This window comes from Caulobacter sp. SRI_014 (assembly GCF_057586315.1).
Map to the genome: position 1 here is coordinate 1 of NZ_JBYCZQ010000007.1, position 23,388 is coordinate 23,388.

At 67.8% G+C, this 23,388-nt stretch carries 34 protein-coding genes and 1 tRNA gene; 17 read left to right on the top strand and 18 right to left on the bottom strand.

Annotated features, from left to right (window positions below; translation table 11 throughout):
- Nucleotides 1–36: 36 nt before the first annotated feature.
- The 4 genes from purQ to AC2YG9_RS15290 form a co-directional block, all read right to left on the bottom strand.
- A complete protein-coding gene (gene purQ / locus AC2YG9_RS15275; RefSeq protein WP_487298839.1) occupies nt 37–699 on the bottom strand; it encodes a phosphoribosylformylglycinamidine synthase subunit PurQ in 663 nt (220 codons plus the stop codon).
- A gap of 318 nt (nt 700–1,017) precedes the next feature.
- A complete protein-coding gene (gene purS / locus AC2YG9_RS15280; protein ID WP_487298840.1) occupies nt 1,018–1,254 on the bottom strand; it encodes a phosphoribosylformylglycinamidine synthase subunit PurS in 237 nt (78 codons plus the stop codon).
- Complete coding sequence (gene purC, locus AC2YG9_RS15285; protein WP_487298841.1) at nt 1,254–2,012, bottom strand: phosphoribosylaminoimidazolesuccinocarboxamide synthase; 759 nt, start codon at nt 2,010–2,012, stop codon at nt 1,254–1,256. Before purC ends, purS begins: the two co-directional genes overlap by 1 nt.
- Nucleotides 2,013–2,133: 121 nt before the next feature.
- Nucleotides 2,134–2,571: a YybH family protein gene (locus AC2YG9_RS15290; RefSeq protein WP_487298842.1), complete on the bottom strand. Its 438-nt coding sequence runs from the start codon at nt 2,569–2,571 to the stop codon at nt 2,134–2,136.
- A gap of 76 nt (nt 2,572–2,647) precedes the next feature.
- Between AC2YG9_RS15290 and AC2YG9_RS15295 the strand changes: the two genes are divergently transcribed.
- Nucleotides 2,648–2,962: a DUF1476 domain-containing protein gene (locus tag AC2YG9_RS15295; protein WP_487298843.1), complete on the top strand. Its 315-nt coding sequence runs from the start codon at nt 2,648–2,650 to the stop codon at nt 2,960–2,962.
- Here AC2YG9_RS15295 and AC2YG9_RS15300 read toward each other — a convergent pair.
- From AC2YG9_RS15300 to AC2YG9_RS15315, 4 genes are read right to left on the bottom strand one after another with little or no spacing between them, the layout of a single operon-like run.
- Nucleotides 2,959–3,504, bottom strand: a complete 546-nt coding sequence (locus AC2YG9_RS15300) for a DNA-deoxyinosine glycosylase (RefSeq protein ID WP_487299073.1) — start codon at nt 3,502–3,504, stop codon at nt 2,959–2,961. The genes AC2YG9_RS15295 and AC2YG9_RS15300 overlap by 4 nt on opposite strands.
- A complete protein-coding gene (purB, locus tag AC2YG9_RS15305; protein WP_487298844.1) occupies nt 3,501–4,811 on the bottom strand; it encodes an adenylosuccinate lyase in 1,311 nt (436 codons plus the stop codon). The genes AC2YG9_RS15300 and purB overlap by 4 nt, the downstream gene beginning before the upstream one ends.
- A gap of 31 nt (nt 4,812–4,842) precedes the next feature.
- Complete coding sequence (locus AC2YG9_RS15310; RefSeq protein ID WP_487298845.1) at nt 4,843–6,222, bottom strand: spinster family MFS transporter; 1,380 nt, start codon at nt 6,220–6,222, stop codon at nt 4,843–4,845.
- 55 nt (nt 6,223–6,277) lie between these two features.
- Complete coding sequence (locus AC2YG9_RS15315; protein WP_487298846.1) at nt 6,278–7,738, bottom strand: spinster family MFS transporter; 1,461 nt, start codon at nt 7,736–7,738, stop codon at nt 6,278–6,280.
- A 101-nt stretch (nt 7,739–7,839) separates the two neighbouring features.
- On the opposite strand from AC2YG9_RS15315, the gene AC2YG9_RS15320 reads away from it, so the two are divergent.
- Complete coding sequence (locus AC2YG9_RS15320) at nt 7,840–8,451, top strand: glutathione S-transferase family protein (RefSeq protein WP_487298847.1); 612 nt, start codon at nt 7,840–7,842, stop codon at nt 8,449–8,451.
- Nucleotides 8,452–8,479: 28 nt separating this feature from the next.
- Entirely contained in the window at nt 8,480–9,598 is a 1,119-nt protein-coding gene (locus AC2YG9_RS15325; RefSeq protein ID WP_487298848.1) for a zinc-binding dehydrogenase, read from the top strand.
- Between the two features lie 55 nt (nt 9,599–9,653).
- On the opposite strand, the gene AC2YG9_RS15330 is transcribed toward AC2YG9_RS15325, so the two are convergent.
- From AC2YG9_RS15330 to AC2YG9_RS15360, 7 genes are all read right to left on the bottom strand, one after another.
- The gene (locus AC2YG9_RS15330) at nt 9,654–9,995 is read right to left on the bottom strand and encodes a hypothetical protein (protein WP_487298849.1); all 342 of its coding nucleotides are present in this window, start codon (nt 9,993–9,995) and stop codon (nt 9,654–9,656) included.
- A 20-nt stretch (nt 9,996–10,015) separates the two neighbouring features.
- On the bottom strand, nt 10,016–10,759 hold the full coding sequence (gene radC / locus AC2YG9_RS15335; RefSeq protein ID WP_487298850.1) for a RadC family protein: 744 nt from the start codon (nt 10,757–10,759) through the stop codon (nt 10,016–10,018).
- Between the two features lie 43 nt (nt 10,760–10,802).
- On the bottom strand, nt 10,803–11,291 hold the full coding sequence (locus tag AC2YG9_RS15340; protein ID WP_487298851.1) for a hypothetical protein: 489 nt from the start codon (nt 11,289–11,291) through the stop codon (nt 10,803–10,805).
- 4 nt (nt 11,292–11,295) lie between these two features.
- A complete protein-coding gene (gene map, locus AC2YG9_RS15345) occupies nt 11,296–12,129 on the bottom strand; it encodes a type I methionyl aminopeptidase (protein ID WP_487298852.1) in 834 nt (277 codons plus the stop codon).
- A gap of 74 nt (nt 12,130–12,203) precedes the next feature.
- A complete protein-coding gene (locus AC2YG9_RS15350; protein ID WP_487298853.1) occupies nt 12,204–12,917 on the bottom strand; it encodes a class I SAM-dependent methyltransferase in 714 nt (237 codons plus the stop codon).
- A gap of 2 nt (nt 12,918–12,919) precedes the next feature.
- Nucleotides 12,920–13,438, bottom strand: coding sequence for an RDD family protein (locus tag AC2YG9_RS15355; RefSeq protein WP_487298854.1), 519 nt, complete (start codon nt 13,436–13,438; stop codon nt 12,920–12,922).
- Nucleotides 13,439–13,470: 32 nt separating this feature from the next.
- Entirely contained in the window at nt 13,471–15,135 is a 1,665-nt protein-coding gene (locus AC2YG9_RS15360; protein WP_487298855.1) for a lytic transglycosylase domain-containing protein, read from the bottom strand.
- A gap of 177 nt (nt 15,136–15,312) precedes the next feature.
- Between AC2YG9_RS15360 and AC2YG9_RS15365 the strand changes: the two genes are divergently transcribed.
- Genes AC2YG9_RS15365 through AC2YG9_RS15375 form a run of 3 tightly spaced genes read left to right on the top strand, consistent with a single transcriptional unit; the run spans nt 15,313 to nt 16,809 of the window.
- Nucleotides 15,313–15,777 (top strand): MarR family winged helix-turn-helix transcriptional regulator, encoded by a 465-nt coding sequence (locus AC2YG9_RS15365; RefSeq protein WP_487298856.1) that lies wholly within the window; start codon nt 15,313–15,315, stop codon nt 15,775–15,777.
- Between the two features lie 14 nt (nt 15,778–15,791).
- Nucleotides 15,792–16,439: a glutathione S-transferase family protein gene (locus AC2YG9_RS15370; RefSeq protein WP_487298857.1), complete on the top strand. Its 648-nt coding sequence runs from the start codon at nt 15,792–15,794 to the stop codon at nt 16,437–16,439.
- A gap of 28 nt (nt 16,440–16,467) precedes the next feature.
- A complete protein-coding gene (locus AC2YG9_RS15375) occupies nt 16,468–16,809 on the top strand; it encodes a YciI family protein (RefSeq protein ID WP_487298858.1) in 342 nt (113 codons plus the stop codon).
- Here the strand turns inward: AC2YG9_RS15375 and AC2YG9_RS15380 are convergent.
- Complete coding sequence (locus AC2YG9_RS15380) at nt 16,806–17,345, bottom strand: DUF2087 domain-containing protein (RefSeq protein ID WP_487298859.1); 540 nt, start codon at nt 17,343–17,345, stop codon at nt 16,806–16,808. The genes AC2YG9_RS15375 and AC2YG9_RS15380 overlap by 4 nt on opposite strands.
- 210 nt (nt 17,346–17,555) lie before the next feature.
- On the opposite strand from AC2YG9_RS15380, the gene AC2YG9_RS15385 reads away from it, so the two are divergent.
- The 5 genes from AC2YG9_RS15385 to AC2YG9_RS15405 all read left to right on the top strand — a co-directional run bounded on the left by AC2YG9_RS15385 (nt 17,556) and on the right by AC2YG9_RS15405 (nt 19,914).
- The gene (locus AC2YG9_RS15385; protein ID WP_487298860.1) at nt 17,556–17,837 is read left to right on the top strand and encodes a hypothetical protein; all 282 of its coding nucleotides are present in this window, start codon (nt 17,556–17,558) and stop codon (nt 17,835–17,837) included.
- Between the two features lie 42 nt (nt 17,838–17,879).
- Nucleotides 17,880–18,218 carry an ArsR/SmtB family transcription factor gene (locus tag AC2YG9_RS15390; RefSeq protein WP_487298861.1) on the top strand — a complete coding sequence of 113 codons (339 nt, stop codon included), beginning with the start codon at nt 17,880–17,882 and terminating at the stop codon, nt 18,216–18,218.
- Nucleotides 18,215–18,643 (top strand): SRPBCC family protein, encoded by a 429-nt coding sequence (locus tag AC2YG9_RS15395; protein WP_487298862.1) that lies wholly within the window; start codon nt 18,215–18,217, stop codon nt 18,641–18,643. Before AC2YG9_RS15390 ends, AC2YG9_RS15395 begins: the two co-directional genes overlap by 4 nt.
- Entirely contained in the window at nt 18,640–19,290 is a 651-nt protein-coding gene (locus AC2YG9_RS15400) for a glutathione S-transferase family protein (RefSeq protein WP_487298863.1), read from the top strand. The genes AC2YG9_RS15395 and AC2YG9_RS15400 overlap by 4 nt, the downstream gene beginning before the upstream one ends.
- A 93-nt stretch (nt 19,291–19,383) precedes the next feature.
- A complete protein-coding gene (locus AC2YG9_RS15405) occupies nt 19,384–19,914 on the top strand; it encodes a surface-adhesin E family protein (protein WP_487298864.1) in 531 nt (176 codons plus the stop codon).
- Nucleotides 19,915–19,971: 57 nt separating this feature from the next.
- Here AC2YG9_RS15405 and sfsA read toward each other — a convergent pair whose 3' ends face one another.
- On the bottom strand, nt 19,972–20,670 hold the full coding sequence (sfsA, locus tag AC2YG9_RS15410) for a DNA/RNA nuclease SfsA (RefSeq protein ID WP_487298865.1): 699 nt from the start codon (nt 20,668–20,670) through the stop codon (nt 19,972–19,974).
- 48 nt (nt 20,671–20,718) lie between these two features.
- On the opposite strand from sfsA, the gene AC2YG9_RS15415 reads away from it, so the two are divergent.
- The 6 genes from AC2YG9_RS15415 to AC2YG9_RS15440 all read left to right on the top strand — a co-directional run bounded on the left by AC2YG9_RS15415 (nt 20,719) and on the right by AC2YG9_RS15440 (nt 22,899).
- A complete protein-coding gene (locus tag AC2YG9_RS15415) occupies nt 20,719–21,486 on the top strand; it encodes a competence/damage-inducible protein A (RefSeq protein ID WP_487298866.1) in 768 nt (255 codons plus the stop codon).
- A 51-nt stretch (nt 21,487–21,537) separates the two neighbouring features.
- Nucleotides 21,538–21,828 (top strand): hypothetical protein, encoded by a 291-nt coding sequence (locus AC2YG9_RS15420; RefSeq protein ID WP_487298867.1) that lies wholly within the window; start codon nt 21,538–21,540, stop codon nt 21,826–21,828.
- Nucleotides 21,829–21,849: 21 nt separating this feature from the next.
- On the top strand, nt 21,850–21,978 hold the full coding sequence (locus tag AC2YG9_RS15425; RefSeq protein WP_487298868.1) for a hypothetical protein: 129 nt from the start codon (nt 21,850–21,852) through the stop codon (nt 21,976–21,978).
- A 29-nt stretch (nt 21,979–22,007) separates the two neighbouring features.
- A complete protein-coding gene (locus AC2YG9_RS15430) occupies nt 22,008–22,352 on the top strand; it encodes a hypothetical protein (protein ID WP_487298869.1) in 345 nt (114 codons plus the stop codon).
- Nucleotides 22,353–22,417: 65 nt separating this feature from the next.
- Nucleotides 22,418–22,714: a hypothetical protein gene (locus AC2YG9_RS15435; RefSeq protein ID WP_487298870.1), complete on the top strand. Its 297-nt coding sequence runs from the start codon at nt 22,418–22,420 to the stop codon at nt 22,712–22,714.
- A 104-nt stretch (nt 22,715–22,818) separates the two neighbouring features.
- Nucleotides 22,819–22,899 (top strand) — tRNA-Leu (locus AC2YG9_RS15440).
- 22 nt (nt 22,900–22,921) lie between these two features.
- Here the strand turns inward: AC2YG9_RS15440 and rpiB are convergent.
- Complete coding sequence (gene rpiB, locus AC2YG9_RS15445; protein WP_487298871.1) at nt 22,922–23,371, bottom strand: ribose 5-phosphate isomerase B; 450 nt, start codon at nt 23,369–23,371, stop codon at nt 22,922–22,924.
- Nucleotides 23,372–23,388: the final 17 nt, after the last annotated feature.

Consider the following 23,388-nt stretch of genomic DNA (forward strand, 5'->3'; position numbering starts at 1 on the left):
TCACCGCTCACTCAGGAGATGAGCGTTTTCAGAGGTTTAGGCGCTCGCCAGGGCGCTCTGGAACAGCAGGGCGCCGTCGGCCGAGCCCAGTTCGGGCTCGAAGGCGCGGTCGGGGTGGGGCATCAGGCCGATGACGTTGCCGGCCGGGTTGATGATGCCGGCGATGTCGCGGGCCGAGCCGTTGGGGTTGTCCTTGTAGCGGAACACCACCTGGCCCTCGCCCTCCAGCCGGTCGAGGGTGGCCTCGTCGGCGAAGTAGTTGCCTTCGCCGTTGCCGACCGTCATCACCGCCTCGCGGCGGCCCTGGTAGGCGGCGGTGAAGCGGGTCTGGCCGTTGACGATGTCGAGGGCGACCGGCTTGCAGACATATTTCAGGCCGGCGTTGCGGAGCAGGGCTCCCGGCAGCAGGCCGGCCTCGCACAGCACCTGGAAGCCGTTGCAGATGCCGACGGTGGCGACGCCGCGTTCCACGGCCGCCTTGACCTCGGTCATGATCGGCGACAGCGAGGCCATGGCCCCGCAGCGCAAGTAGTCGCCGTAGGAAAAGCCGCCGGGCAGGACGATCAGGTCGAGGTTGTCGGGCAGCTGGGTGTCGCCGTGCCAGACCATGTCGACATGGGCGCCGGTGGAGCGCTCGACGGCGACCTTGCAGTCGCGATCGCAGTTGGAACCCGGGAAGACGATGACGGCGGCTTTCATGGCGGCGGCCTTTAGCAGAGTCTTGTCGGCGTCGCGAGTGCGCCTTTCGGGAGAAGTTGGCCGGTCCCTACATGACCCGGCGCACGCATCCCCTCGCCGTCATCCCGGCCGTAGCGAAGCGGAGAGCCGGGACCCAGGGGGTGCGGGGCACTACCCGTGCCGCTGCCGGCCCTGAGCACGGCCGCCCCTGGGTCCCGGATCGTCCCTGCGGGCCGTCCGGGATGACGGCAATGGGAGGCGAAATCGGGGCATGAATGTCGATCAGCCTTGGCTGCCGAAGCCTGGACCCAGACCATTCCGAACGCGAACAAGCCCGCCTCAGCCGATCTCGACCCGGTAGCTTTCGATCACCGTGTTGGCCAGCAGCTTGTCGCACATGGCCTTGACCTCGGCTTCCGCAGAAGCCTTGTCGCCGTCGACCTCGAACTCGAGAACCCGGCCGACGCGGACGTGGTTGACGTCCGCCCAGCCGAGCCCATGCAGGGCGTTCTCGATCGCCTTGCCCTGCACGTCGAGGACGCCGGGCTTGAGGAAAACGTGGACGGTGGCCTTCACTAGTGCAGTCCCCCCTGGATGACGGTCGGCATGTCTTTCATGATCCCCAGGCGGCGGGCCACCTCGGTGTAGCTCTCGATGACGTCGCCGAGATCGCGGCGGAAACGGTCCTTGTCGAGCTTCTCGTTGGTCGTCGAATCCCACAGCCGGCAGCTGTCGGGGCTGATCTCGTCGGCCAGGATGATGCGGGAAAAATCGCCTTCCCAGACGCGGCCGAACTCGATCTTGAAGTCGACCAGGGTGATGCCGACGGCGCCGAACATCCCGGTCAGGAAGTCATTGATGCGCAGGGTCATCGCCATGATGTCGTCGATGTCCTGGGTCGTGGCCCAGTTGAACGCGGTGATGTGCTCCTCGGCGACCAGCGGGTCTTCCAGGGCGTCGTTCTTGTAGCAGAACTCGATAATCGAGCGGGGCAGAGGGGTGCCCTCTTCGAGACCCAGGCGCTTGCTGAGGCTGCCGGCCGCGATGTTGCGGCAGATCACCTCCAGCGGGATGATCTCGACTTCCTTGATCAGCTGTTCGCGGTGGTTCAGCCGCTTGATGAAGTGGTTGGCGACGCCGATGGCGTTCAGCTTGGTCATCACAAACTCGCTGATGCGGTTGTTGATGACCCCCTTGCCCTCCAGCACCGCCTTCTTCTGGGCGTTGAAGGCGGTGGCGTCGTCCTTGAAGTACTGGATCAGGGTGCCCGGCTCGGGGCCCTCGTACAGGATCTTGGCCTTGCCTTCGTAGATCTTCTTGCGGCGGGTGGTCATGGTTCTCCCCGGTGGGGTGCGGCGACGGAGCGGCGGAACGAAAATCGCGCGCGGGCGAGAGGCCAGCGCGCGAGGTTCCGACTCGCATCGCGAGGATGGGTGGTCGTGGGCGTGAATACTCTCAAAGCGGCGGCAATGAAAGGCCGGGGCGCTCGTTGTCCCAGATCATCGAGATGATCTTCCAGACGCCATCCTCGCCCTTGAACAGCTGGATGGAATTGACCCCCCGGCGCTCCGGCACCAGGTCGGCGGGGTCGCGCTTGGCTTCATAGTGGCTCCAGGCGTGGGCCATGTTGCCGAACACCTCGATGCGCCGGGCCAGTTCGACCTCAAAGAAGGGGCCGGTGTCGAAGAAGGGCTGGGTGTCCCGCCGGTACTGTTCCAGGCCCATGATGACGATCCAGGGCTTGCCGTCCTCACCGACGCCAGTGCGCATCTGGCGGGCGTCCGGATGGAACAATTCCGCCTGCCGGTCCCAGTCCCGAGGGCCGGCCGGGCCGCTGATCATGGCGTACATGCCGTCGATCACGTCTCCGATAGCGGTGTCGTCGTTGACCATGGTTGCTCCGGTTGTCATTGCGGGCGGCGCCCGCGCGCGCTATGCACCGCGCCGCACAATAGGTTTCGGGATTTCTATGACCACCTTCGACGATCGCGAAAAGGGCTTCGAGCGCAAGTTCGCCCTCGATGCCGAACAGGAATTCAAGGCCACCGCCCGGCGCAACCGGATGTTGGGCGAATGGGCTGCCGGCCTGATGGGCCTGGAGACCCCGGAAGAGTACGTGCGCGCCGTCGTCAAGTCCGACTTCGAGATGCCGGGCGACGAGGACGTGCTGCGCAAGGTGTGGGGCGACCTGAAGGGGTCCGGCCTCGAAACCACCGAGGGCGAAGTGCGCATGAAGATGGACGAGCTGCTGGCCCAGGCCCGCGAGTCGATCAAGAACAGCTAAGCTTCGTCGTCCGCGACGAGCCCGAGCGGCCGCCTGAGCGCAAGCCAGGCGGCCGTTTTGCGTTCGAAGGGCAGGGCGGCGTGGGCCGAGCTGGATGAGGGCAGGGTGATCCGCTCGATGTCGGGGCTGACCGGGGCCACGGCCTTGAGGCCGAGCTTGGCGGCCGTGCCGCCGTTGAAGGCGACGGCCCTGAGGTCAGGCAATGAGCCGATCAGGCTGACCAGATCGTTGGTCCGCTCCTGGCGGATGGCGGCGTCGAGGCTGCCCGGACGATGGGCGTTGGCGATGACGTCCCAGAGGGCGATGTGGTGGGCCTTCAGGGCCTCGAGGCGGGCCTCATAGTCCATCGCGGCCAGATCGACGCCGAGGACCTCGCCGACCAGTCGCCAGAAGCCGTTCTGGGGGTGACCGTAGTAGCGGCTGCGGGCGATGGAGGCGTCGCCCGGCAGGCTGCCGAGAATCAGCAGTCGGGCGTCCGGGGCGAAGACCGGCGGGAAGCCGGCCTTTCTGGCCGGAGTTTGGCTGGCTGGGGGCTGGCTCAGCCCTGAACCCCGAACACGCGGGTGAAGATCGTGTCGACGTGCTTGAAGTGGTAGCCGTTGTCGAACAGGGCCTCGAGTTCGGCGCCCGACATATTGGCCGAGACGAACGGGTCGGCCTTGAGGAAGTCGATGAACTTTCCCTCGCCGCGCCAGACCTTCATGGCGTTCGACTGGACGGCCGAATAGGCCTCTTCCCGCGACACGTCCTTCTGGGTCAGGGCCAGCATGACCCGCTGGCTGTGGACCAGGCCGCCCAGGCGGTCGAGGTTCTTCAGCATGTTCTCGGGGTAGATCACCAGCCGCTCGACGACGCCGGCCAGGCGGCGCAGGGCGAAGTCGAGGTGGATCGAGGCGTCGGGGCCGATACCGCGCTCGACCGAGGAATGGCTGATGTCGCGCTCGTGCCAGAGGGCGACGTTCTCCAGGGCCGGGACGACGGCCGAGCGGACCAGGCGGGCGAGGCCCGTCAGGTTCTCGGTCAGGATCGGGTTGCGCTTGTGGGGCATGGCCGAGCTGCCCTTCTGGCCCGGATCGAAGGGCTCCTCGGCTTCGAGGACCTCGGTCCGCTGCAGGTGGCGGATCTCGACGGCCAGGCGCTCGATGCTGCTGGCGACAACGGCCAGGGCGGCGAACCAAGCGGCGTGGCGGTCGCGCGGGATGACCTGGGTCGAGACCGGCTCGACGGCCAGGCCCATTTTTTCGGCGACATGGGCCTCAACCGCCGGATCGACGTTGGCGAAGGTGCCGACGGCGCCGGAGATGGCGCAGGTGGCGATCTCGAAGCGGGCCATGGCCAGCCGTTCCTTGGCGCGCACGAACTCGGCGTAGTGGCCGGCCAGTTTGAGGCCGAAGGTGGTCGGCTCTGCGTGGATGCCGTGGCTGCGGCCGGTGCAGGGGGTGAACTTGTGTTCCAGCGCCCGGCGCTTGAGGGCGGCCAGCACCAGGTCGACGTCCTCGATGAGGAGGTCGGTGGCCCGGGCCATCTGCACCGACAGGCAGGTGTCGAGCACGTCGCTGCTGGTCATGCCCTGGTGCAGGAAGCGGGCCTCGGGGCCGACCACCTCGGCGACATGGGTCAGGAAGGCGATGACGTCATGCTTGGTCGTGCGCTCGATCTCGTCGATGCGGTCGGCGTCCCAGATCTTGCCCTTGCCGCCTTCCCAGATGGCCTCGGCGGCCGACTTGGGGATGACCCCGAGCTCGGCCATGGCGTCGGCGGCGTGGGCCTCGATCTCGAACCAGATCGAATAGCGGGTCTGCGGCGACCAGATGGCCGCCGCTTCGGGGCGTGAATAGCGCGGGATCATGGGCGCCTGATGGCTCCCATGCGCCCTCGTGTCAACCGACCCAGTCGCGCCGCAGGGTCTTCCAGGCCAGCAGGAAGTGGACGGCGGCCCAGAGGTAGCCGAACAGGCCGATGAAGATCGACCAGCGCAGGCCGAATTCCGAACCGACGGCGCAGGCCGCCTTGTTGGCCGCCAGCATGGTCTTGCCGCAGTCGGCGAGGGTCAGGCCGGCCGCCTGCAGGTTGGTGCCCGCGAGGAAGTCGCTGAGTGCGCCGATGACCGGCGGGCCGAGGCCGTAGCCCAGCAGGTTGACGATGAACAGCAGGATGGCGGTCGAGGTGGCCCGCATGCGCGGGGCGACGATGCCCTGCACCGAGGCGTACATGCAGCCCAGGTAGAAGTAGTGGGTGATGGCCCCGACGATCATGAACGGCACGCCGATCCACAGGTTCGGAACCGAGTAGCCGACCAGGTAGAAAGGGGTGGCGATGACGAAGCCCAGGGCCGGCAGCCAGGCCAGGGCATTGGGGTGGCGCTTGATCATCCGGTCGGCCAGCCAGCCGGCCAGGAAGGTGCCGAAGGCCGCGGCCACGCCGAGCACGATGCCGGAAAGCTGCGATGCCTCCAGGCCGGTCAGCTTGTGTGTCCGCATCAGGAACGAGTTGAGGTACTGACCGACCCCGTAGCCCACGAAGGAGGCCACGGCGGACCCCAGCGCCACGTGCCAGAAGGTGGGCTTCTTCATGAGGATGCCGAAGGCCGCGCCGAAACCGGGGGTCTCGACCTTGGCGGCGCCGATGCCGCCCCGCTCCGGTTCCTTGACCGTCAGCTTGATGACGATGGCCAGCAGCAGGCCGGGCAGGCCCAGGACCAGGAAGGCCTCGCGCCAGCCGAAATACTCCATCATCAGGCCGCCGCCGATGGCGGCCAGCATCGAACCCACCGGCACGCCAAGCGCGTAGATAGAGATGGCCGTGGCGCGGCTCTCGGCCGGGAAATAGTCGCTGATCACCGACTGGGCCGAGGGCGTGCAGCCGGCCTCGCCGATGCTGACCCCGACCCGCGCCAGCAGCAGGGTCATGTAGGAGGTGGCGAGGCCGCAGGCGGCCGTCATACCGCTCCACAGGGCGACGCAGAGGGCCAGGATGGTCATCCGGTTGTGCTTCTCGGCCAGCCGCGCGATCGGGATGCCGAGGAAGGTGTAGAGCACGGCGAAGGCCGGCCCGCCGAGCAGACCCAGTTGCAGGTCGGTGAGACCGAACTCCTGCTTGATCGGCTCCTGCAGGATGGCGATCACCACCCGGTCGATGAAATTGAAGGTATAGACCGTCAGCAGCGCCATCAGCACATAGGCGCGATAGGGCTTGGTCCCCTGGCCGGGGTAGCTCTCGGCAGGGGCGGCGGGCGCCGGGCCTTCTACGACTTCGGTCATCGGTTTCCTCTCCGCGTCGAGGCGGCTTATCGTTGTTGTGTCGTTGTCGCTGCGGTCAGCTGACCATCTCTTCGCGGATCGTCTTTCGGGCCATCCAGAAGAGGGCGAAGGCGAGCACGTTGAAGCCCATCGAGACGATCATGGCCCAGCGCAGGCCTTCGGCCTGAGCCACGCCGCAGGCCGCCTTGTTGACCTCCAGCATGGTCTTGCCGCAGTCGGCAAGGCTCAGGCCCGTTTGGCCCAGGATGCCGCTGGCCCAAAGATCGCTGACAATGCCGACGAACAGCGGCCCGAGGCCCAGCCCGACGAGATTGATGATGAACAGCAGGACAGCCGCGCAGGTGGCCCGCATCTGCGGCGGCACAATGCTCTGGGCGGTGGCGTAGACCGGGCCGTACCAGAGGGATCCGATGATGGCCGGCAGGGCCAGGAGCAGCAGCGCCACCGTGGCGCTCGGGACCGAGACGGCGGTGATGTAGATGGGGATGGTGATCAGCGAGGCAATGGCCGGGACGATCACATAGGCCCGCAGGTCCTTGGCCCCCAGCTTGTCGGCGATGACGCCGCCGAGCCAGACGCCCAACACGCCGGCCGTGCCGCTGACCACGCTCAGCGCCACGCCCACGGTGCCGATTGGGCCGATGGAGAAGCCCGTGACACTGGTGATCCAGGCCGACAGGTCCGCGATGTGACCCGCGTGGCTGCGGAAGAAGAAGCTGGCGGTGAACGGGGCGTGGCCATAGCCGATGAAGGCCTTGATGGCGGCGGCGAAAGCGATCAGCCAGAAGGTCTTTTTCGAGACCAGAACCCGCATCGCCTCACGCAGCGGCACGCTGATCGTGGCCTTCGCGGCCATGATGGCGGTCAGCTTCTTCCTGGGCTCGGGCAGGGTGAAGATGGTCAGCAAGGCAAACAGCAGGCCCGGCGCCCCCGCCACGAGGAAGGCCGCCCGCCAGCCGTAGGCGTCGGCGATCAGCCCACCCATCGCCGTGCCGATCAGACTGCCGAGGGGCGTGCCGATCGAGTAGAAGGCGATGGCCGAGGCCCGCTTGTCCCGCGGAACATAGTCCGTGATCAGGGAGTGGGCCGGCGGGGTGCAACCCGCTTCGCCCACGCCGACGCCGATGCGGGCCAACACAAGGTGCCAGAAGTTCTGCGCGAAGCCGCAGAGCATGGTGAAGCCGCTCCACACCGCCAGGGCGGTCCCGATGATGATCGGGCGATTGGACTTCTCGGCCTTGCGGGCGATCGGGATGCCCAGGAAGGTATAAAACAGCGCGAAGGCCAGGCCGGTCATCATGCCCAGCTGCCAGTCGGCGAGGTGCAGATCCTTCTTGATCGGCTCGGCCAGGATGTTGACGATCTGCCGATCCAGGAAGTTCAGCGTGTAGATGATCATCAGGGTCCACAGCGCATAGCGCCGGAACCCTTTGCTCAGAGGCTCGATGCCGGGTCCGTCGTCGGCGCGATCGGCCAGTTTGGACTCGGGCGGCGCCGAAACAGCGGCGTCGGTCATGGGCGATTTCCTCAAACGCTTGTTCTAAACTGTTCCCCGCACTAGAGCCCGGATAAGGGGCGGCGCCAATACCGTTCGTTCCAACCTTGCAGGGGACAGCCATGGAACTGGTCATTGGGACAAAGCGCTGGTCGACCTGGTCGATGCGGCCCTGGCTGGTGCTGAAACACACGGGCGCCCTGTTCACCGAGACCCTGATCCCGCTGCGCGAGGTCGAGACCTCGACAGCGGAGATTCGCAGGCATTCGCCGTCCGGCCTGGTGCCGGCGCTGAAGGATCAGGACGTGGTGATCGTCGATTCGCTGGCCATCTGCGAATATCTGGCCGAGCGATTCCCTGGCCTCTGGCCCGCCGACCCGGTCGACCGCGCCCTGGCCCGCGCCGCCGCCAGCGAGATGCACAGTGGGTTCGGGGCGCTGCGCCGCGAACATCCGATGGAACTGGGTCTGCGCACGACTGTCGAACCCAGCGCCGAGGTTCAGAAGGACGTGCGCCGGATCGTCGAGCTGTGGCTGTCGCTGCTGGATCGCTCGGGCGGGCCGTTCCTGCTGGGCGCCTGGTCGATCGCCGACGCCTTCTTCACGCCGGTCGCCACCCGATTCGAAAGCTATGGCCTCGACCTGAAAATCTGCGGCGACGACGGTCGGGCGCAGGCCTACTCCGAGGCCCTGTTGCAAACCCCCGAGTACCTGGCCTGGCTGGCCGACGCCTGAAACAACGAAAACAAACGGGAGAGACGAGATGACCACCGGTCTGGAACTGCGCTCGAAGATCACCTCGGGCGGCAAGCTCGAACTGTCGCTGGAAGAGGTGGCGGTCCCCGAACCGGCGGCCGGCCAGGTCGTCATTCGTGTGGAGGGCTCGCCCATCAACCCGTCGGACCTCGGTCTGCTGACCGGTCCGGCCGATCTGGACACCCTGGTGGCCGGCGGAACCGCGGACCGTCCGACCCTGACCGCCGACATTCCCCCGCAGCGCCAGGCCATGGTCGCCGGCCGCCTCGACGAGTCGATGGCGGTCGGCAACGAGGGCGCCGGCACGGTGATCGCCGCCGGGGCGGGGGCCGAGGCCCTGCTCGGCAAGAAGGTCGCCGCCCTGGGCGGCTCGATGTACGCCACCCACAAGATCGCGCCGGCCGCCGCCTGCCTGCTGCTGCCCGACGACGCCACGGCGGCCGACGGCGCCTCCTGCTTCGTAAACCCGCTGACGGCCCTGTCCTTCCCCGAGACCATGCGGATGGAAGGCCACAAGGCGCTGGTCCATACGGCCGCCGCTTCCAACCTCGGCCAGATGCTGGTCAAGATCTGCAAGGCCGACGGCGTGCCGCTGGTCAACATCGTGCGCAGTCCCGCGCAGGTGAAGATTCTCAAGGACCTTGGCGCGCAATACGTCCTCGACAGCACCACGCCCAGCTTCAAGGCCGACCTCGTCGACGCCCTGGCCGAGACCGGCGCCACCATCGGCTTCGACGCCCTCGGCGGCGGCCCGATGGCCGGCGACATCCTGGCGGCGATGGAGGTGGCCCTGAACCGCACCGCGACCACCTACAGCCGCTATGGCAGCGCCACCCACAAGCAGGTCTACATCTACGGCGGTCTCGACCTGCGTCCGACCGAAATCGGCCGCAACGTCGGCCTGTCCTGGGGCACGGGCGGCTATCTCTTGACCTACTTCCTGCAGAAGGCCGGGCCGGAGGTGATGAACCGCCTGCGCGCCCGCGTCGCCGCCGAGCTGAAGACCACCTTCGCCAGCCACTACACGGCCGAGCTTTCCCTGGCCGAGGCGCTGAACCCCGAGACCCTGAAGGCCTACAGCCGCAAGGCGACGGGCGAGAAGTATCTGATCAACCCGGCCAAGTAGGAGCTTCCGCCACGGCGTTGCGCCATCGCTGCAACGCCGTGGCCCTTTGGTTTGGCTAGAGCGAGGCCTCGCGGAAGGCCTGGATGGCCCTGATGCGGGCCAGCGCGTCGGGCGCTTTCTCATAGCGCTTCAGCAGGCGGGGAAAGGCCCGGGCCGAGCCATCGCAGTGCCGCCGGATCGCCGCCTCGATCTCGCGTCGGCGGGCGGCGTCGTAGGGCTCCTCGCCGGCGAAATGGACGCAGGCTTCGACATCGTCCTGGAAGCCCTGGATATCGACCGGCCAGACCTTGGGCAGGCCCGTGGCTTGATCGATGACCGGACAGACCTGCAGGTTGGGGTCGCAGGGCGCGACCGGCTGGGCGGTCAGGAAAAGGGCGGCGACCAGAGAGGCGATCATGGCGAGGGTTCCTCGCGGGGCTACATCAGCCCCAGCGACCGGAAGCTTGCCACACCCTCGCGGCCGACGACCAGATGATCGTGCACGCCGACCCGCAGGGTGCGGCCGGCCTCGACGATCTGGCGGGTCATATCGATGTCGGCGTGGCTGGGCGTGGGATCGCCGCTGGGATGGTTGTGAACCAGGATGACGTTGCTGGCCGACAGTTCGAGGGCCCGGCGCATCACCTCGCGCGGATAGACCGGAGCGTGGTCGACGGTGCCGTGGTTCTGGATTTCGTCGGCGATCAGCTGGTTCTTCTTGTCGAGGAACAGCACCCGGAACTGCTCGCGCGGCTCGTGGGCCAGGGCCAGCTTCACGTAGGCCAGCAGGGCCGTCCAGGACGAGATTACCGTCCGTTTGACGATCGGCTCGCGGTGCGCCCGCAGGGTGACCTCCTGCAGCGCCGTCAGGTCCAGCGCCACCGCCGGCCCTATGCCCTTGACCGTGCAGAGATCCTCGACCGAGGCGGCCAGCACTGCCGCCAGGCTGCCGAAGCGGGTCAGCAGCGCCTTGGCCCGGGGTTTGACATCGCCCTGCGGGATCGAGCGGAACAGGAACAACTCCAGAAGCTCGTAGTCGGGCAGGGCAGTCAGGCCGCCCTTGCGGGCCCGCTCGCGCAGGCGCTCGCGGTGGCCAGTGTTGGGGTTCGCCTCGACCGGCGGCGGGGCGAAGTCCGGCAGCAGAAGCGAGCCGGTGGCGATATCATCGAACGACTGGCGCATGGGCAACTATGTTCCCCAAACGTTCGCGTTTGGCAAGGGGGAGCTACTGACCGTCTTTCAGGCCGAGAACGGCGGGCAGGTCGTCGAGCGCCTCTCCCAATTCCGTAGCCTCATTGTCCTGGCAGTCCCTGCGAACCAAAGTCTTCGTCTCGCCGCCAACGCGCCAAGATATCCGTGCGCCGCCCTGGTCCGGCGCGTCTTCCCGACAGGCCAGTGTATTGGCGGGCGCTTCCGGGCCGGGTTTGAACGGCGCGACAGAGGCCCACGCCTCGCGAGTCTGCTCGGGAGTCGCTTGTCGCAGATCATGGCGGGTGCGCCAGTTTCGATAGTGGCCAGCCCAATGGCCTCGTTCGACCCACAGTCGTCCATCGGTCGCGAGGCTGAACTTCAGGGTATCGCACCGACCGCAGAAGGGCGGAGATTCGGGCTCATAGATCAGGAGGTCGACGTCGTCCGGAGGCTTGACGGCCCCGGTCGATGCGCAACCCGCGATCAACAGGATGCAGGCTGCCAGGATCGCGCGGGTCGCCAACGCTTCAGTCGCCGAGGATTTCCGGCTTGAACTGGTCGGTCGGCGAGGCGGTGAAGATCTCGATCGTGCCGTCGTCCTTGACGCCGCAGCTGTGCTCGCACTGGGCCGACAGGGACTTGTCGCGGGTGACCGCCGTCCAGCCGTCGCTGAGCACCTTCACCTGCGGCTTGCCCAGATTCACCATCGGCTCGACGGTGAAGAACATGCCAGGCTTCAGCACCGGGCCCGTGCCCGGCCGGCCGAAGTGCAGGACGTTGGGGCTGTCGTGGAACACGCGGCCGAGGCCATGGCCGCAGAAGTCGCGGACGACGGAGCAGCGCTGGGCCTCGACATACTTCTGGATGGCGTGACCGACGTCGCCGAGCGTGGCGCCCGGCTTGATGGCGTCGAGGCCGAGGCGCAGGCCTTCGTAGGTGATGTCGACCAGGCGCCGCGCGCGGGCCGGCACCTTGCCGACGCCGTACATGCGGCTGGTGTCGCCATGCCAGCCGTCGACGATGACGGTGACGTCGATGTTGACGATGTCGCCCTCGCGCAGGGCCCAGTCGCCGGGGATGCCGTGGCAGACCACATGGTTGCGCGAGATGCAGACGGTGTGGCCGTAGCCCTTGTAGAACAGGCAGGCGGGCAGGGCGCCTCGCTCGAGGATGAACTCCCGGGCCAGGTCGTCGAGGTGCGAGGTCAGTACGCCGGGCACGACGTGCGGGATAAGCATGTCGAGGCACTGGGCGGCCAGCAGGCCGGCCTTGCGCATGCCCTCGAAGCCCTCCGGGCCGTGGATCTTGATCTCGCCCGTGCGGGTCTCGAATTCGATGTCGTCGTCGACGGAATAGGTCATGGAGTCTTCAACTATGCGGGCGGCAGGTCGCCCCTATGTCGCAATCATAGCATGGAAGTTCAATGCGCGGGGCGTCAGGCCGCCGGCTTGGCCCATTCCATGAGCAGGAACCAGGGCGCACGGCGGTGGCGGGCCTGGCGGAAGGGGTCGCCGCCGTGGGCCTCCGGCTCTGAAAAGTGGGTCAGTTGCAGGCCCTGTTCCAGGCACAGGGTCATGTAGGTCGAAAGCGGCCGGTGCCAGTTGATGATCTGGATGCCTTTCCAGGCAACCTCTTCGGCCCACTCGTCGAGATAGCGGTCGAAGGCGAAGGCGCGCTGCCCGTCGGCCAGGTCGCTCCATCCGGTGGTCATGCCGGCGGAGGTGAAGCTGCTCAGGTTGGCGATCAGCAGGCGGCCGCCGGGTTCGAGCACCCGGGCCATCTCGGCGATGGCCGCGGCGGCGTCCGGGATGTCGATGAGGCTCAGGTAGCTGACCAGCAGGTCGAAGCTGGCGTCCGGAAACTCCAGCGCCTCGGCCCGGCCCTTGCGGTAGTCGCCGGCCGGATCCTGCCGCCGGGCGGCGTCCAGCAGGGCCTCTGTCGGGTCGATCCCGACCGTGGCGATCCCCAGGCCCTGCATCATGCGGCAGAACCGGCCTTCGCCGCAGCCGACATCGAGGGCGTTGGCCGGCGCGGCGGCCCGGACCCGGGCCAGCATCGGGGCGTCGAGGACGAACTCCCGACCCCAGTCGCCGTTGTCGCCCAGGCTGGCGATCCAGGCCGCCGCCGATTCGTCCCATCCGTCGGACATGGTCAGTCGAAGACCTCGAGCGGGGTGTCGTCGGCGCGCAGGTACTTCCACTCGCTGTAGGGGATGACGAAGGTGGCCGAGGCCAGGTCGCCCAGCCGCCGCTTGTTGCGCGTGACGAGCAGGCAGATGCCGGCCGGAAGCCCGCCGAGCAGGAAGGGATTGACCTCGAACAGCCGCAGCAGGGTACGGACAATGGCCTGCAGGTAGCTGGGCGTCCGGCCATCGCCGCGCACCACGATGGTGCCGGTGAGAACCTTGCCGAGCGAACGCCCCCAGCGGCCCTCGGTGATCGGGAAATAGGCGGCCGCCAGTGCTGTCCCAACCCAGATCATCCAGTCGAACCGCTGGCCCGTCAGAAAGCCGGGACCGAAATAGAGCAGGGCCAGGACGGCGAAGTCGATCCAGCAGCCCAGCCCGCGCCGCACCAGCATCTCGCCGCCGCTGAGGGTTTCCGCCACCTGGGCCACGGTGCGCTTGGGTGTGACCCGGCCCGGTGTGAAATAATCGACAGCGATCGGCACAACGCGCCCCCCTCATAATCCCCGGCGCATACTTACCGGCTGGCGGTCGGATCCGCCACATAGGGTTGCGGGCCATCGGGCAGGTAGGGCTGAGGACCGTCCGGAACGTCCGGCGCCACCGCCGGCATGACCCCGCGCCGGATGTCTCTGGACAGGGTCAGGGGCGCCTGGCCGTGGTTCAGGCGGGCGCGATAGACCTCGACGTTGGACAGCACGTTCATCACGTAGTTGCGCGTCTCGGCGAAGGGGATGCACTCGAGGAAGTCGAGCGGGTCGCCGTTGGGATCGCGCGGATCGCCGCAGAACTTGACCCAGGCCACCGGCCGTCCGGGCCCGGCGTTGTAGCCGGCCGCCGCCATTACGTAGCTGCCGCCGAGGTTGGAGACCATCTGGCCCAGGTAGCCGGAGCCGAGGCGCATGTTGTAGTCCGGCTCCCACAGCCGCTCGGGCTGCCAGGCGACGCCGACCCGGCTGGCCGTGGCGCGGGCCGTGCTGGGCAGCAGCTGCATCATGCCGCGGGCGTCGGCGTGGCTGCGGACCCGGGGGTCGAACTGACTCTCCTGGCGCACGATGGCCAGGACGAAGGCGTCCTCGGCCCCGCCATAGACCGAAGGCGGGGTCAGCAGGGGATAGCCGCGCTCGTGCAGGATCAGGCCGCGCTGGGCGCCCCGGCGATAGGCGATCAGCGAGACCTCCTGTTCGCCCAGGCCCCGCAGGGTGTCGACCAGCATGGCCAGCTCGACCGGCGTCTCGACCGTCTCGCCCATATAGAGGCCGAAGACCCGGACCAGGTTGCGCTCGCCGGCGGCGGACAGGAGGCGCAGGGCGCGGACCAGCTCGCCGGTCTCGAAGTCGGCCAGGTCCCCGGCCGTCGGCTGCGGATCGGGGGTCAGAACCAGGGTGGTGCGCCCGGCCTTCTCGGCCGACAGCTGGCCATAGAAGGTCGTGGTGTGCTCGGCGCCCTGCTCATAGAAGGCCCGAGCCCGGGCGGTGTCGCCCATGGCCTCGGCCGCGCGGCCGCGCCAGTAGGCGGCGCGGGCCTTGCTGACCGGGCTTTTGACGTTCTGTTCCAGCCGCTGGAAATGGGTGTCGGCCAGGCGCGGGTCGCGCAGCTTGTTCAGCGCCAGCCAGCCGGCATAGGACTCGGCCTCGGCGAAATCGACACTCCCCGGGCGCAGGCTGTGGTTGCTGATGGCCCGGTAGGCGGCGGCCGCGTCGCGGACCTTCAGGGCGTCGTTCATGCGCAGGCGCATGGCATTGAAGCCGCCCCCGCTGCCGGTGGCGCCGGCGATGGCCTTGTAGGGCACAGGGCCTGGCGGCAGGGCGGCGGTGTGGGCGTCCTGCAGGGCGGCCAGGCGGCCCTCGGGCCGGGGCCAGCCGGCGAAGTCGTTGACGGCCCGCGACAGCTCGGCCTCGCCCAGATCCTTGCCGATGACATCGACAATGGCCCAGTCGACGATGCGGCGGGCGACCGGATCGGTCAGCAGGGCCTGGGCCGAGCGGGCCCCGTTCAAATCCTTGCGCCGCACCGCTTCCAGGGCCGAGGACAGGGCCTGGGCGGGCGTTGCGCTGGAGACATAGGGCGCCGGCATTGGCGTGGTGGCCACGGGCGGGGCCACGGTCGGCACCGGTTGGTCCTGGCCGACAAGGCTCAGCAGCAGGGTGGCGGCCAGCGCCGATGGCAACAGCAAGATCAACTCGGACGCCTCCCGATCAGCCCGCCGGGGCCGGCGATTCGCCGAGCCCTCAGGCCATTCTGTTTCAACTCATTTCCTCAATAACTTCAAATTGGAGCAAGAGTGGGCCGCGCACGAAAACGTCAGAACGGGTAAGGCGCCGTTGACCAATAAGTTGATATCAACGTAAAAGGCGACGTGACCGACACCCTCGCCTTCGCCGACACTCACCACATCCGCGACCATTGCCTATGCCTGCACGCCCAGCGCGCCGCCCGGGTGCTGGCCCGGCGGTTCGATGACGCCCTGCGTCCCGTCGGGCTGACCAACAGCCAGTTTTCGCTGCTCAACGCCCTGAACCGACCGGCCCCGGCGACGATGGGGGAGGTGGCCCGACTGCTCGGCGCCGACCGCACCACCCTGACCGCCGCCCTCAAGGTGCTGGAGCGCGAGGGCCTGACCCGCGCCGCGCCAGATCCGGCCGACCAGCGCGCCCGCCGCATCGCCCTGACCCCGGCCGGCCACGCCCGCCTGGTCGCCGCCCTGCCGATCTGGACGCGCCTGCACGCCGGCCTCGAGGCAGAGCTCGACCCCGATCAACCGGCCCAGCTGCGCCGGGGCCTCAGCGCCCTGGCCGCGCCCGCGCCGCCGCCCTGTGAGTGAAGAGGAGTAGACCGATGACCATCCAGGTAAGCGCCTATAAATGGGTGCCCGACTTCGCCCAGGGCTTCGTGCGCGACCTGCGGGTGCGCTGGGCGCTGGAGGAGGCCGGCGTGCCCTACGAGGCCGCGCTCGTCGACGTCATGAACAAGGGCGAGGCCTACAGTGACTGGCAGCCCTTCGCCCAGGTCCCGGCCTATCGCGACGGCGAGGTCGAGATGTTCGAGTCCGGCGCCATCGTCATCTTTCTGGCCGAGAAATACGAAGCCCTGGCGCCCCGCGATGACGCCGGCCGGGCCCGGGTCATCACCTGGGTGCTGGCGGCGCTGAACTCCATCGAGATCCACACCGGCCAGATGGGCGACATCGACCTGTTCCATAAGGGCGAAGCCTGGACGGTCGAGCGCCGGCCTCAGGTGGTGGCGGCCCTGACCCAGCGGCTGCAGCAGCTCAGCGCCAGCCTGGGCGACAAGGACTATCTGGAGGGCCGGTTCACGGCCGGTGACCTGATCATGGCCACGGTGCTGCGCGAGGTCGACCGCACCGAACTGTTGTCGAAGTTCCCCAACCTCGAGGCCTATCTCGATCGCTGCACGGCCCGGCCCGCCTTCAAGCGGGCCATGGACGCCCAGCTGACCGTCTTCAAGCAACACGAGCCGGCCTGACAGGGGCCGCTCAACCCGGAGAATTCCCATGCCCCAGTTTCTCGCCGTCTATACCGGCAACCCCAACAATACTGTGGGTCCGGGCGACATGGACCCGGCCGAGATCGGCCGCGGCATGGCCGCCTGGGGACAGTGGATGGAGGACAACGCCGGCCGCGTCGTCGTCACCGGCGGCCCGCTCGGCAAGACCAAGAAGGCCTCCAGGGCCGGGGTGCAGGACATCACCAACCTGCTGGCCGGGTTCGTGGTGGTCGAGGCGGCCGACCATGACGAGGCCGCCCGCCTGTTCCTGAACCACCCGCACTTCGCCATCTTCCCCGGCGAAGGCGTCGAGGTGATGCCGATCATGCCGATCCCGACCCAGCCCTAAGGCACGAGGGCGCTGGTCTGTCGGATCAGCGCCAGGGCGTCGGGCGGCGGCCGCCGCTCCACGCGGCGGTAGATGCTGCCGTCCCGCGTGCGGCTGAGCAGTTCCTGACCGACCATATCGCGCCGCAGGATGGCCGGGTCGCCGAACAGGTGCTCGGCCTGCAGCCGTTCGCTGATCTGGCGTTCGTTCAGCTCCGACTCCGCCGGCAGCCGCGACCACATCACCCACAGGCACAACCGCTGCAGGCTGACCTTCGACGGCCAGCTGACCAACCTGCCAGTTTCGTCGAAGTATCGCGCCGTCCGCTCGACCAGGCGATGATCGACCAGCTCCGGCGGCTTGGCCCGGGCGGCCAGCCGCCCGCCGGCCTCATGCTGAGCCTTCATGGCCTGGTAGTTCCGATGGCCGGCGGCCCGGGCCAGGATATTGAGCAACTGCACATGGCTGGGCAGCTGCTCAAGCGCGCCGAGTTCACGGCTCAGGGTCTTGGCCAGCGCCGAAATGTCGGGCGCGGCGAAGGGGACTACGTCTCTCATCACTCATCCTCGTCATGCCGAGGCGATCCAGTGAGGATCGGTCGTGGTCGCTGACTTACGACTTCGGCACGGGACAAGCAGGTGACGAAGGGGTTCGAAGTGGCAGGTTTAGCTTCCCGGATGGGACAGCGACGCCTTGGTGAACTGCCGACCGGGGAGGGCGATAGCATGTCACCCACGGCCGGGCCAAGCCCGTGCTAGGAAACGGCCATGCGCATTCTGAAGCTGATGCCCGACTACCATTGCTGGCCGCTATGGGAGTCGGGCGACAACATCGACCCGGCGGACCTGCTCCTGTCTGCGGACTTGCGGGCGCGGCTCTTGGCCTGGGCCGAGACCTTCGACGCTGGCCTTGACTGGGACGATCCCGGCAATTCCCCGCCCATGGCCCCGGACGATGAGGCGGCCTTCCGGGCGGAGGGGCGCCGGCTGGGCGAGGACCTGGCGCGAGAGCTCGGTCCGGCCTGGCGGGTTCTGGTCTGGGGCGACTGAGGGCGGTTGACTCGGCCGCCGAGGTCGACAACACTTCGCCACATGGTGAAGTATCAATCCGGCGACATGGACCGCACCTTCGCGGCCCTCGCCGATCCGACACGGCGATATGTGCTCGAACGGCTGATGGCCGAGTCCGGCCTGTCGGTTAGCGAGCTGGCCCGGCCGCACGCGCTAAAGCTGCCCGGCCTGAGCAAACACCTCGATGTGCTGTCGGACGCAGGCCTGATCACCCGCAAGAAGACCGGCCGGACCGTGGCGGTGCATCTGGCCGCCGGGCCGATGCGCGAGGCTATGGCCTGGCTCGAGCGTTACGAGCGGTTCTGGAGCGCCGGCCTCGACCGGCTGACGGCCCTGGTCGAGCAGGAGGATCCGTCGTGACCCTGCCCAGTGTGACGCTCGTTCGCCGCCTCAAGGCCTCGCCAGCCCGCATCTGGGCGGCGGTGACCGACCCGGCGCAGATGGCCCTGTGGTGGGGTCCCGACGCCGGTCAGACGCTCAGCGCCGAGGCTGACGTGCGCCTTGGCGGCCGCTACAGCGTCGTCTTCCGGATGCTCAACGACATGGAGGGCAACCCCACCGGGACCTACCGCGAGATCGTTCCGGAGCAGAAGCTGGTCTTCACCTGGGAACTGGCCGGGGAGGCCGACTCCGTGGTCACCATCCTGCTGGCGCCGGTCGAGGGCGGAACCGAACTCACCCTCACCCATGAACAGCTGCCCGACGAGCCGCACCGCACCAGTCACGCCAGGGGCTGGAGCGGCTTCCTCGACGAACTTTCGAAATTCCTGGGAGAGGCCGTATGAGCGAAATCGTCCTGATCACCTACGACTGGGTGCCGGAAATGCCGCGCGGCCATGTCCGCGACATCCGCCTGCGCTGGGCGCTGGAGGAGGCGGGGTTGCCGTACAGGGTAGAGAGCACGCCCTTCGACGAGCGAGGCCCCGGGCATCTGGCCCACCAGCCGTTCGCCCAGACGCCGTGGCTGACCGACGGAGACATTTCGGTCTTCGAGACCGGGGCCATGCTGCTGCATCTGGGGGAGAAGAGCGCCATCCTGCTGCCAACCGACCCTGTGGCGCGCAAGGAAGCCAAGGAATGGCTGTTCGCCGCCTTCGCCTCGGTCGAGGCCGCGACCCAGCACTGGACCCTGCTGACCATGATGGGCCGCAACCAGCCAAGCCCGGCCTGGGACTTCATCGACCACTTCGCGACCCTGCGGCTGCAGCGGATGGAGGCGGTGCTGGCGGGGCGCGACTGGCTGGCCGGCGATTTCTCCATAGCCGACATCATGATGGCCGACGTGCTGCGCATCGTCGATCGCCTGGACGGTCTGACCGGCTATCCGGCCTGCAAGGCCTACGTCGCCCGCGCCACGGCCCGCCCGGCGTTCCGGAAGGCCTACGCCGACCAGATGGCCCATTTCGCGAAGGCGGACGCGGCTCGGGCCTAGCGCTCGTAGGCCCCCTTCTGGGTGTTCCCAAAATCTCCGATCCAGATCATACCGTGCAGCGCCGCTTGGGTCGGCTGGCGAGCCAAGGGCGTTATGGTCGAGACGTTGTTGACTCGGGTCGACCAGGTTTCCCGGGGGCAGGTGATGAAGATATCGGTTGCAGGCGCCGTGGCGGCCTTGGGTCTAGCGGTTACCGGGACCGCGAACGCGGCCGACTACTTCATCACGGTCAGGGACAGGAACTATCTGTCGGCGTTCGAAGTCTCGTCAGTGAAGAGGGATGGGTCGCTGGCTTCGGCCTTGATGGTTATGGCCAAGCCGGAGCCATTTGAGATCGTCGACTTGAAAGTCGCCTTCATCACGAGCCGCGAAGAGTTTGATTGCGAGAAGCAGTTATCCCGAAGCGTGTCGCCGACCTTACACAATGCCGATGGCAGCGTGATCCGGGCCATGGACGTTCAGAGTGAGTGGAAACCTCTAATCCCTCGGTCCACCGGCGACCTGATGATGAAAGCAGTCTGTGACCCGGCGGGAATACAGAGCGAGCGGGTGGAGACACGGGAGTCCGCTCGCGACGTCGTCGACAACTACCGGCAATTGGTTGAGGGCGCCAAAGCCGATTGAGGCATCCAGGCGACGCACGGATGCCGATGCCCTGCCGCGGGGGATCACCGACCGGGCCTAGCGCCGCCAGGTGATGCGGCGTTCGATCTCGATGCGGTCGGTCCCCATGGCGCAGGCGTAGACCAGCACCTCGACCCCGGCGTCGGCGGCTTGGCCCAGGGCGGCGGCGAACACCGGGTCGAGGTCGGCGCAGGCGCTGAAGGCGTCGCAGTCGGTGCGCTGGACGACGAATAGCACCACGGCCCGGTCGCCGGCCGCCACCATCGCCTCCAGCTCGCGCAGGTGCTTGGCGCTGCGGGCCGCGACACAGTCGGGGAATTCGGCGAGGGTCCCATCGCGGCGATAGTGGCAGTTCTTGACCTCCAGCCAGCAGGACGGCCGGTCGGGATCGGTCAGCAGAAAGTCGATGCGGCTGGCCTCGCCGTACTTCACCTCCGGCCGCACGGCGTAGCCGGTCAGCTCGCGGATGGAGCCTTTGGCCAGGGCTTCGGCCACCAGCTTGTTGGGGTTCATCGTGTTGACCCCGACCAGGCCGCCGTCGGCTTCGACCAGCTGCAGGGTCCAGGGCAGCTTGCGCTTGGGATCGCTCGAGAACGACAGCCAGACGCCCATGCCGGCGTCCCTCAGTCCGAGCATCGCGCCCGGGTTGGGCACATGGGCCGTCACCGCCCGACCGTCGTCCAGAATGACGTCGGCGAAGAAGCGTTTGTAGCGGCTGACCAGCCGGCCGCGGCTTAAGGGTTGAGGCAGGTCCATGCGCGCTCTAGATCGTTGCGGACAGCGATGTAGGGAAGGACGGCCTCGATGGCGAGCCAGGAACGGGTGACGGCGGCGGTCCTCATCATCGGCGACGAGATCCTGTCGGGCCGGACCCAGGACACCAACCTCAACGCCATCGCCCGCTACATCGCCCAGTACGGCGTCGACCTGGCCGAAGCGCGGGTCGTGGCCGACGACGAGGCGGAGATCGTGGCGGCGGTCAATCATCTGCGCGAGCGCTACGACTATCTCATCACCACCGGCGGCATCGGGCCGACCCACGACGACATCACCGCAGACTGCGTGGCCAAGGCGTTTGGCGTGGCGCTGTACGAGCATCCCGAGATCATCGCCATGATGACCGCCCGCTGGGGGGGCGAGCTGAACGCCGCCCGCCGCCGTATGGCGCGGGTGCCGGAGGGCGGCACGCTGGTGAAGAACCCGGTCCAGGGCCCGCCCGGCTTTCAGATCGGCAATGTCTTCGTCCTGGCCGGGGTGCCGTCGATCATGCGCGGCATGCTGGAGGACGTCGGGCCCCGGCTGCGGGTGGGAGCGGTGGTGATCTCCCAGACCCTGCGGGTCGAAGGCACGGGGGAGGGGGCCATGGCCGCCCCGCTGGAACGCGTGGCCAAGGCCCATCCGGACCTGTCCCTGGGCAGCTATCCCTTCTTCTCGTCGGCCGGTTACGGCAGCCAGCTGGTCATCCGTGGCCGCGATCTGGCTCAGGTCGAGCAGGCGCGGCGCGATCTGGAGGCAGCCCTTGCGGCGGAAGGTATCGGAAACATTACCTTCCTTGACACCCGGGGCGAGTAACCGGCACCTTGGGCGCCAACATTTTGAGCATCCTCGAGAGTAACCTCCCCCATGCGCATCGCGTTTGTCGCCGCCGCCCTTCTTCTCGTCGCTTCGCCCGCCCTGGCCCAGGCCCCGCTGGTTGATCCGGCCGCCGCCAAGAAAAAGGCGCTCGATGATCCCAACCGCATCGTCTGCACCCGCGAGCACGTGGTCGGCTCAAACCGTCCGCAGAAGGTCTGCATGACCGTCGCCCAGCGCCAGCGCCTGAAGGACGACGCCGAAAAACTGACCGATCCGGGCAACCGCACGGTCGCCGATGAAGCGACGCTGCGTCAGACGGCTGCCGAAAACGGCAACTAGTCTTCGTAGCCAGGGGGGGCGATGAAACAGATTATCTTCAGCCTTCTGGTCCTCGGATTGGTCAGGCCGGCGCTCGCCCAGACGGAGCCGGGCCCGGCTGACGGCACGGCCGGGACCCGCAACGACTTCAGCGCCGATCCCAAGCCCTGACGGCCGGCGCCCTGTTGGAGAGACCCAGGATGAAACCTCTGCTCATCGGCCTGATGGCCCTCGGTCTGGCAACGCCGGCGCTGGCGCAAGGCGTGCCGGGCCCGACGGTCAGCCCGGTCCAGGTCGACACCCCTGATGATCCCAAGCCGGCGCCGGTCGAAGGCATCAAGAAGGACTCGCTGAACGATCCCGACCGCATCGTCTGCAAGCGCGAGCATGTGGTCGGTTCGAACCGGCCACAGAAGGTCTGCATGACGGTCGCCCAGCGCGAGCAGCTCAAGGATCAGGTCGAGCAGATGACCGACCCCGGTCGCCGCACGGCCGGCACCAAGGACGACTTCGGCTGGCAAGACGGTCCGAAGGATCCCAAGTAGCGGCTTTCGAACGACCGCTGTTCGGCGTACACTCCTTGGCCTGATCTAAGGTGAAGGAGGTCGACATGAGTCTTCTCGTTCCCGCGTTGATCGGCGCCCTGTTTGCCGCGCCGACGGATATGTCCGCCATGAGGGTGTCCAACACCGGCGACACCGCCCGCGTGCCGGTCGGTGCGCCTGGTCGGCTGGATCACAACCGCATCGTCTGCCGCAAGACCCTGGTGCTGGGCGCCGTGCGGCCGAAGAAGGTCTGCCTGACCGCCTTCGCCTGGGCCGAGCGGGAAGACGCCGCCCAACGGACGATGGACACCACCCTGTGGGGCCAGGGCGGCGTCAAGCCGGCAATGGTTCCCAAGCAGTAGTCGCCGCCGCTTGCCATCCCCCGCCGGTTCGGGTTTTCCGAGTCGCGCGTTTTGTCCGATAACCGGTTCCCACTTATCGGAACGCGCTCTAGACAGGGCCGGGCGGGGACGTGGCGGAATGGTAGACGCAGCGGCCTTAAAAGCCGCAGCCGCAAGGCGTGTGGGTTCGAGTCCCACCGTCCCTACGAGGTCGGAGTCTGGTCGGCGTCAGCCCTCCAGGGCCTCGATCATCGCCACCCGGGCGCCATGCCGGCCGCCGTCGAAGGGGGCGGCGAGGAAGGCGTCGACAATCTCCAGCGCCAGGCCTTCGCCGACGAGGCGCGCGCCGATCGACAGCATGTTGGCGTCGTTGTGCCGGCGGATCATGCCGGCCGAGTAAGGGTCGGCGCAGACGCCGCAGCGGATGCCCCTGACCTTGTTGGCCGCCATCATGATCCCCTGGCCGGTTCCGCACAGGATGATGCCGAACCGGCAGTCGCCCGAGGCGACCCGCCTGGCCGCCGCCTCGCCCTGCTCGGGATAGTCGACGCTGCCCGGGCCCGTCGGGCCGATGTCGACCACGGTCCAGCCCTTGGCCGCGATGTGGGCGGCGACGACCTGGCGCAGCCCAATGCCGTGGTGATCGCTGGCGAGGACGACGCGGGTGTTGGCGCTCATGCGACGGCGTTCCGATT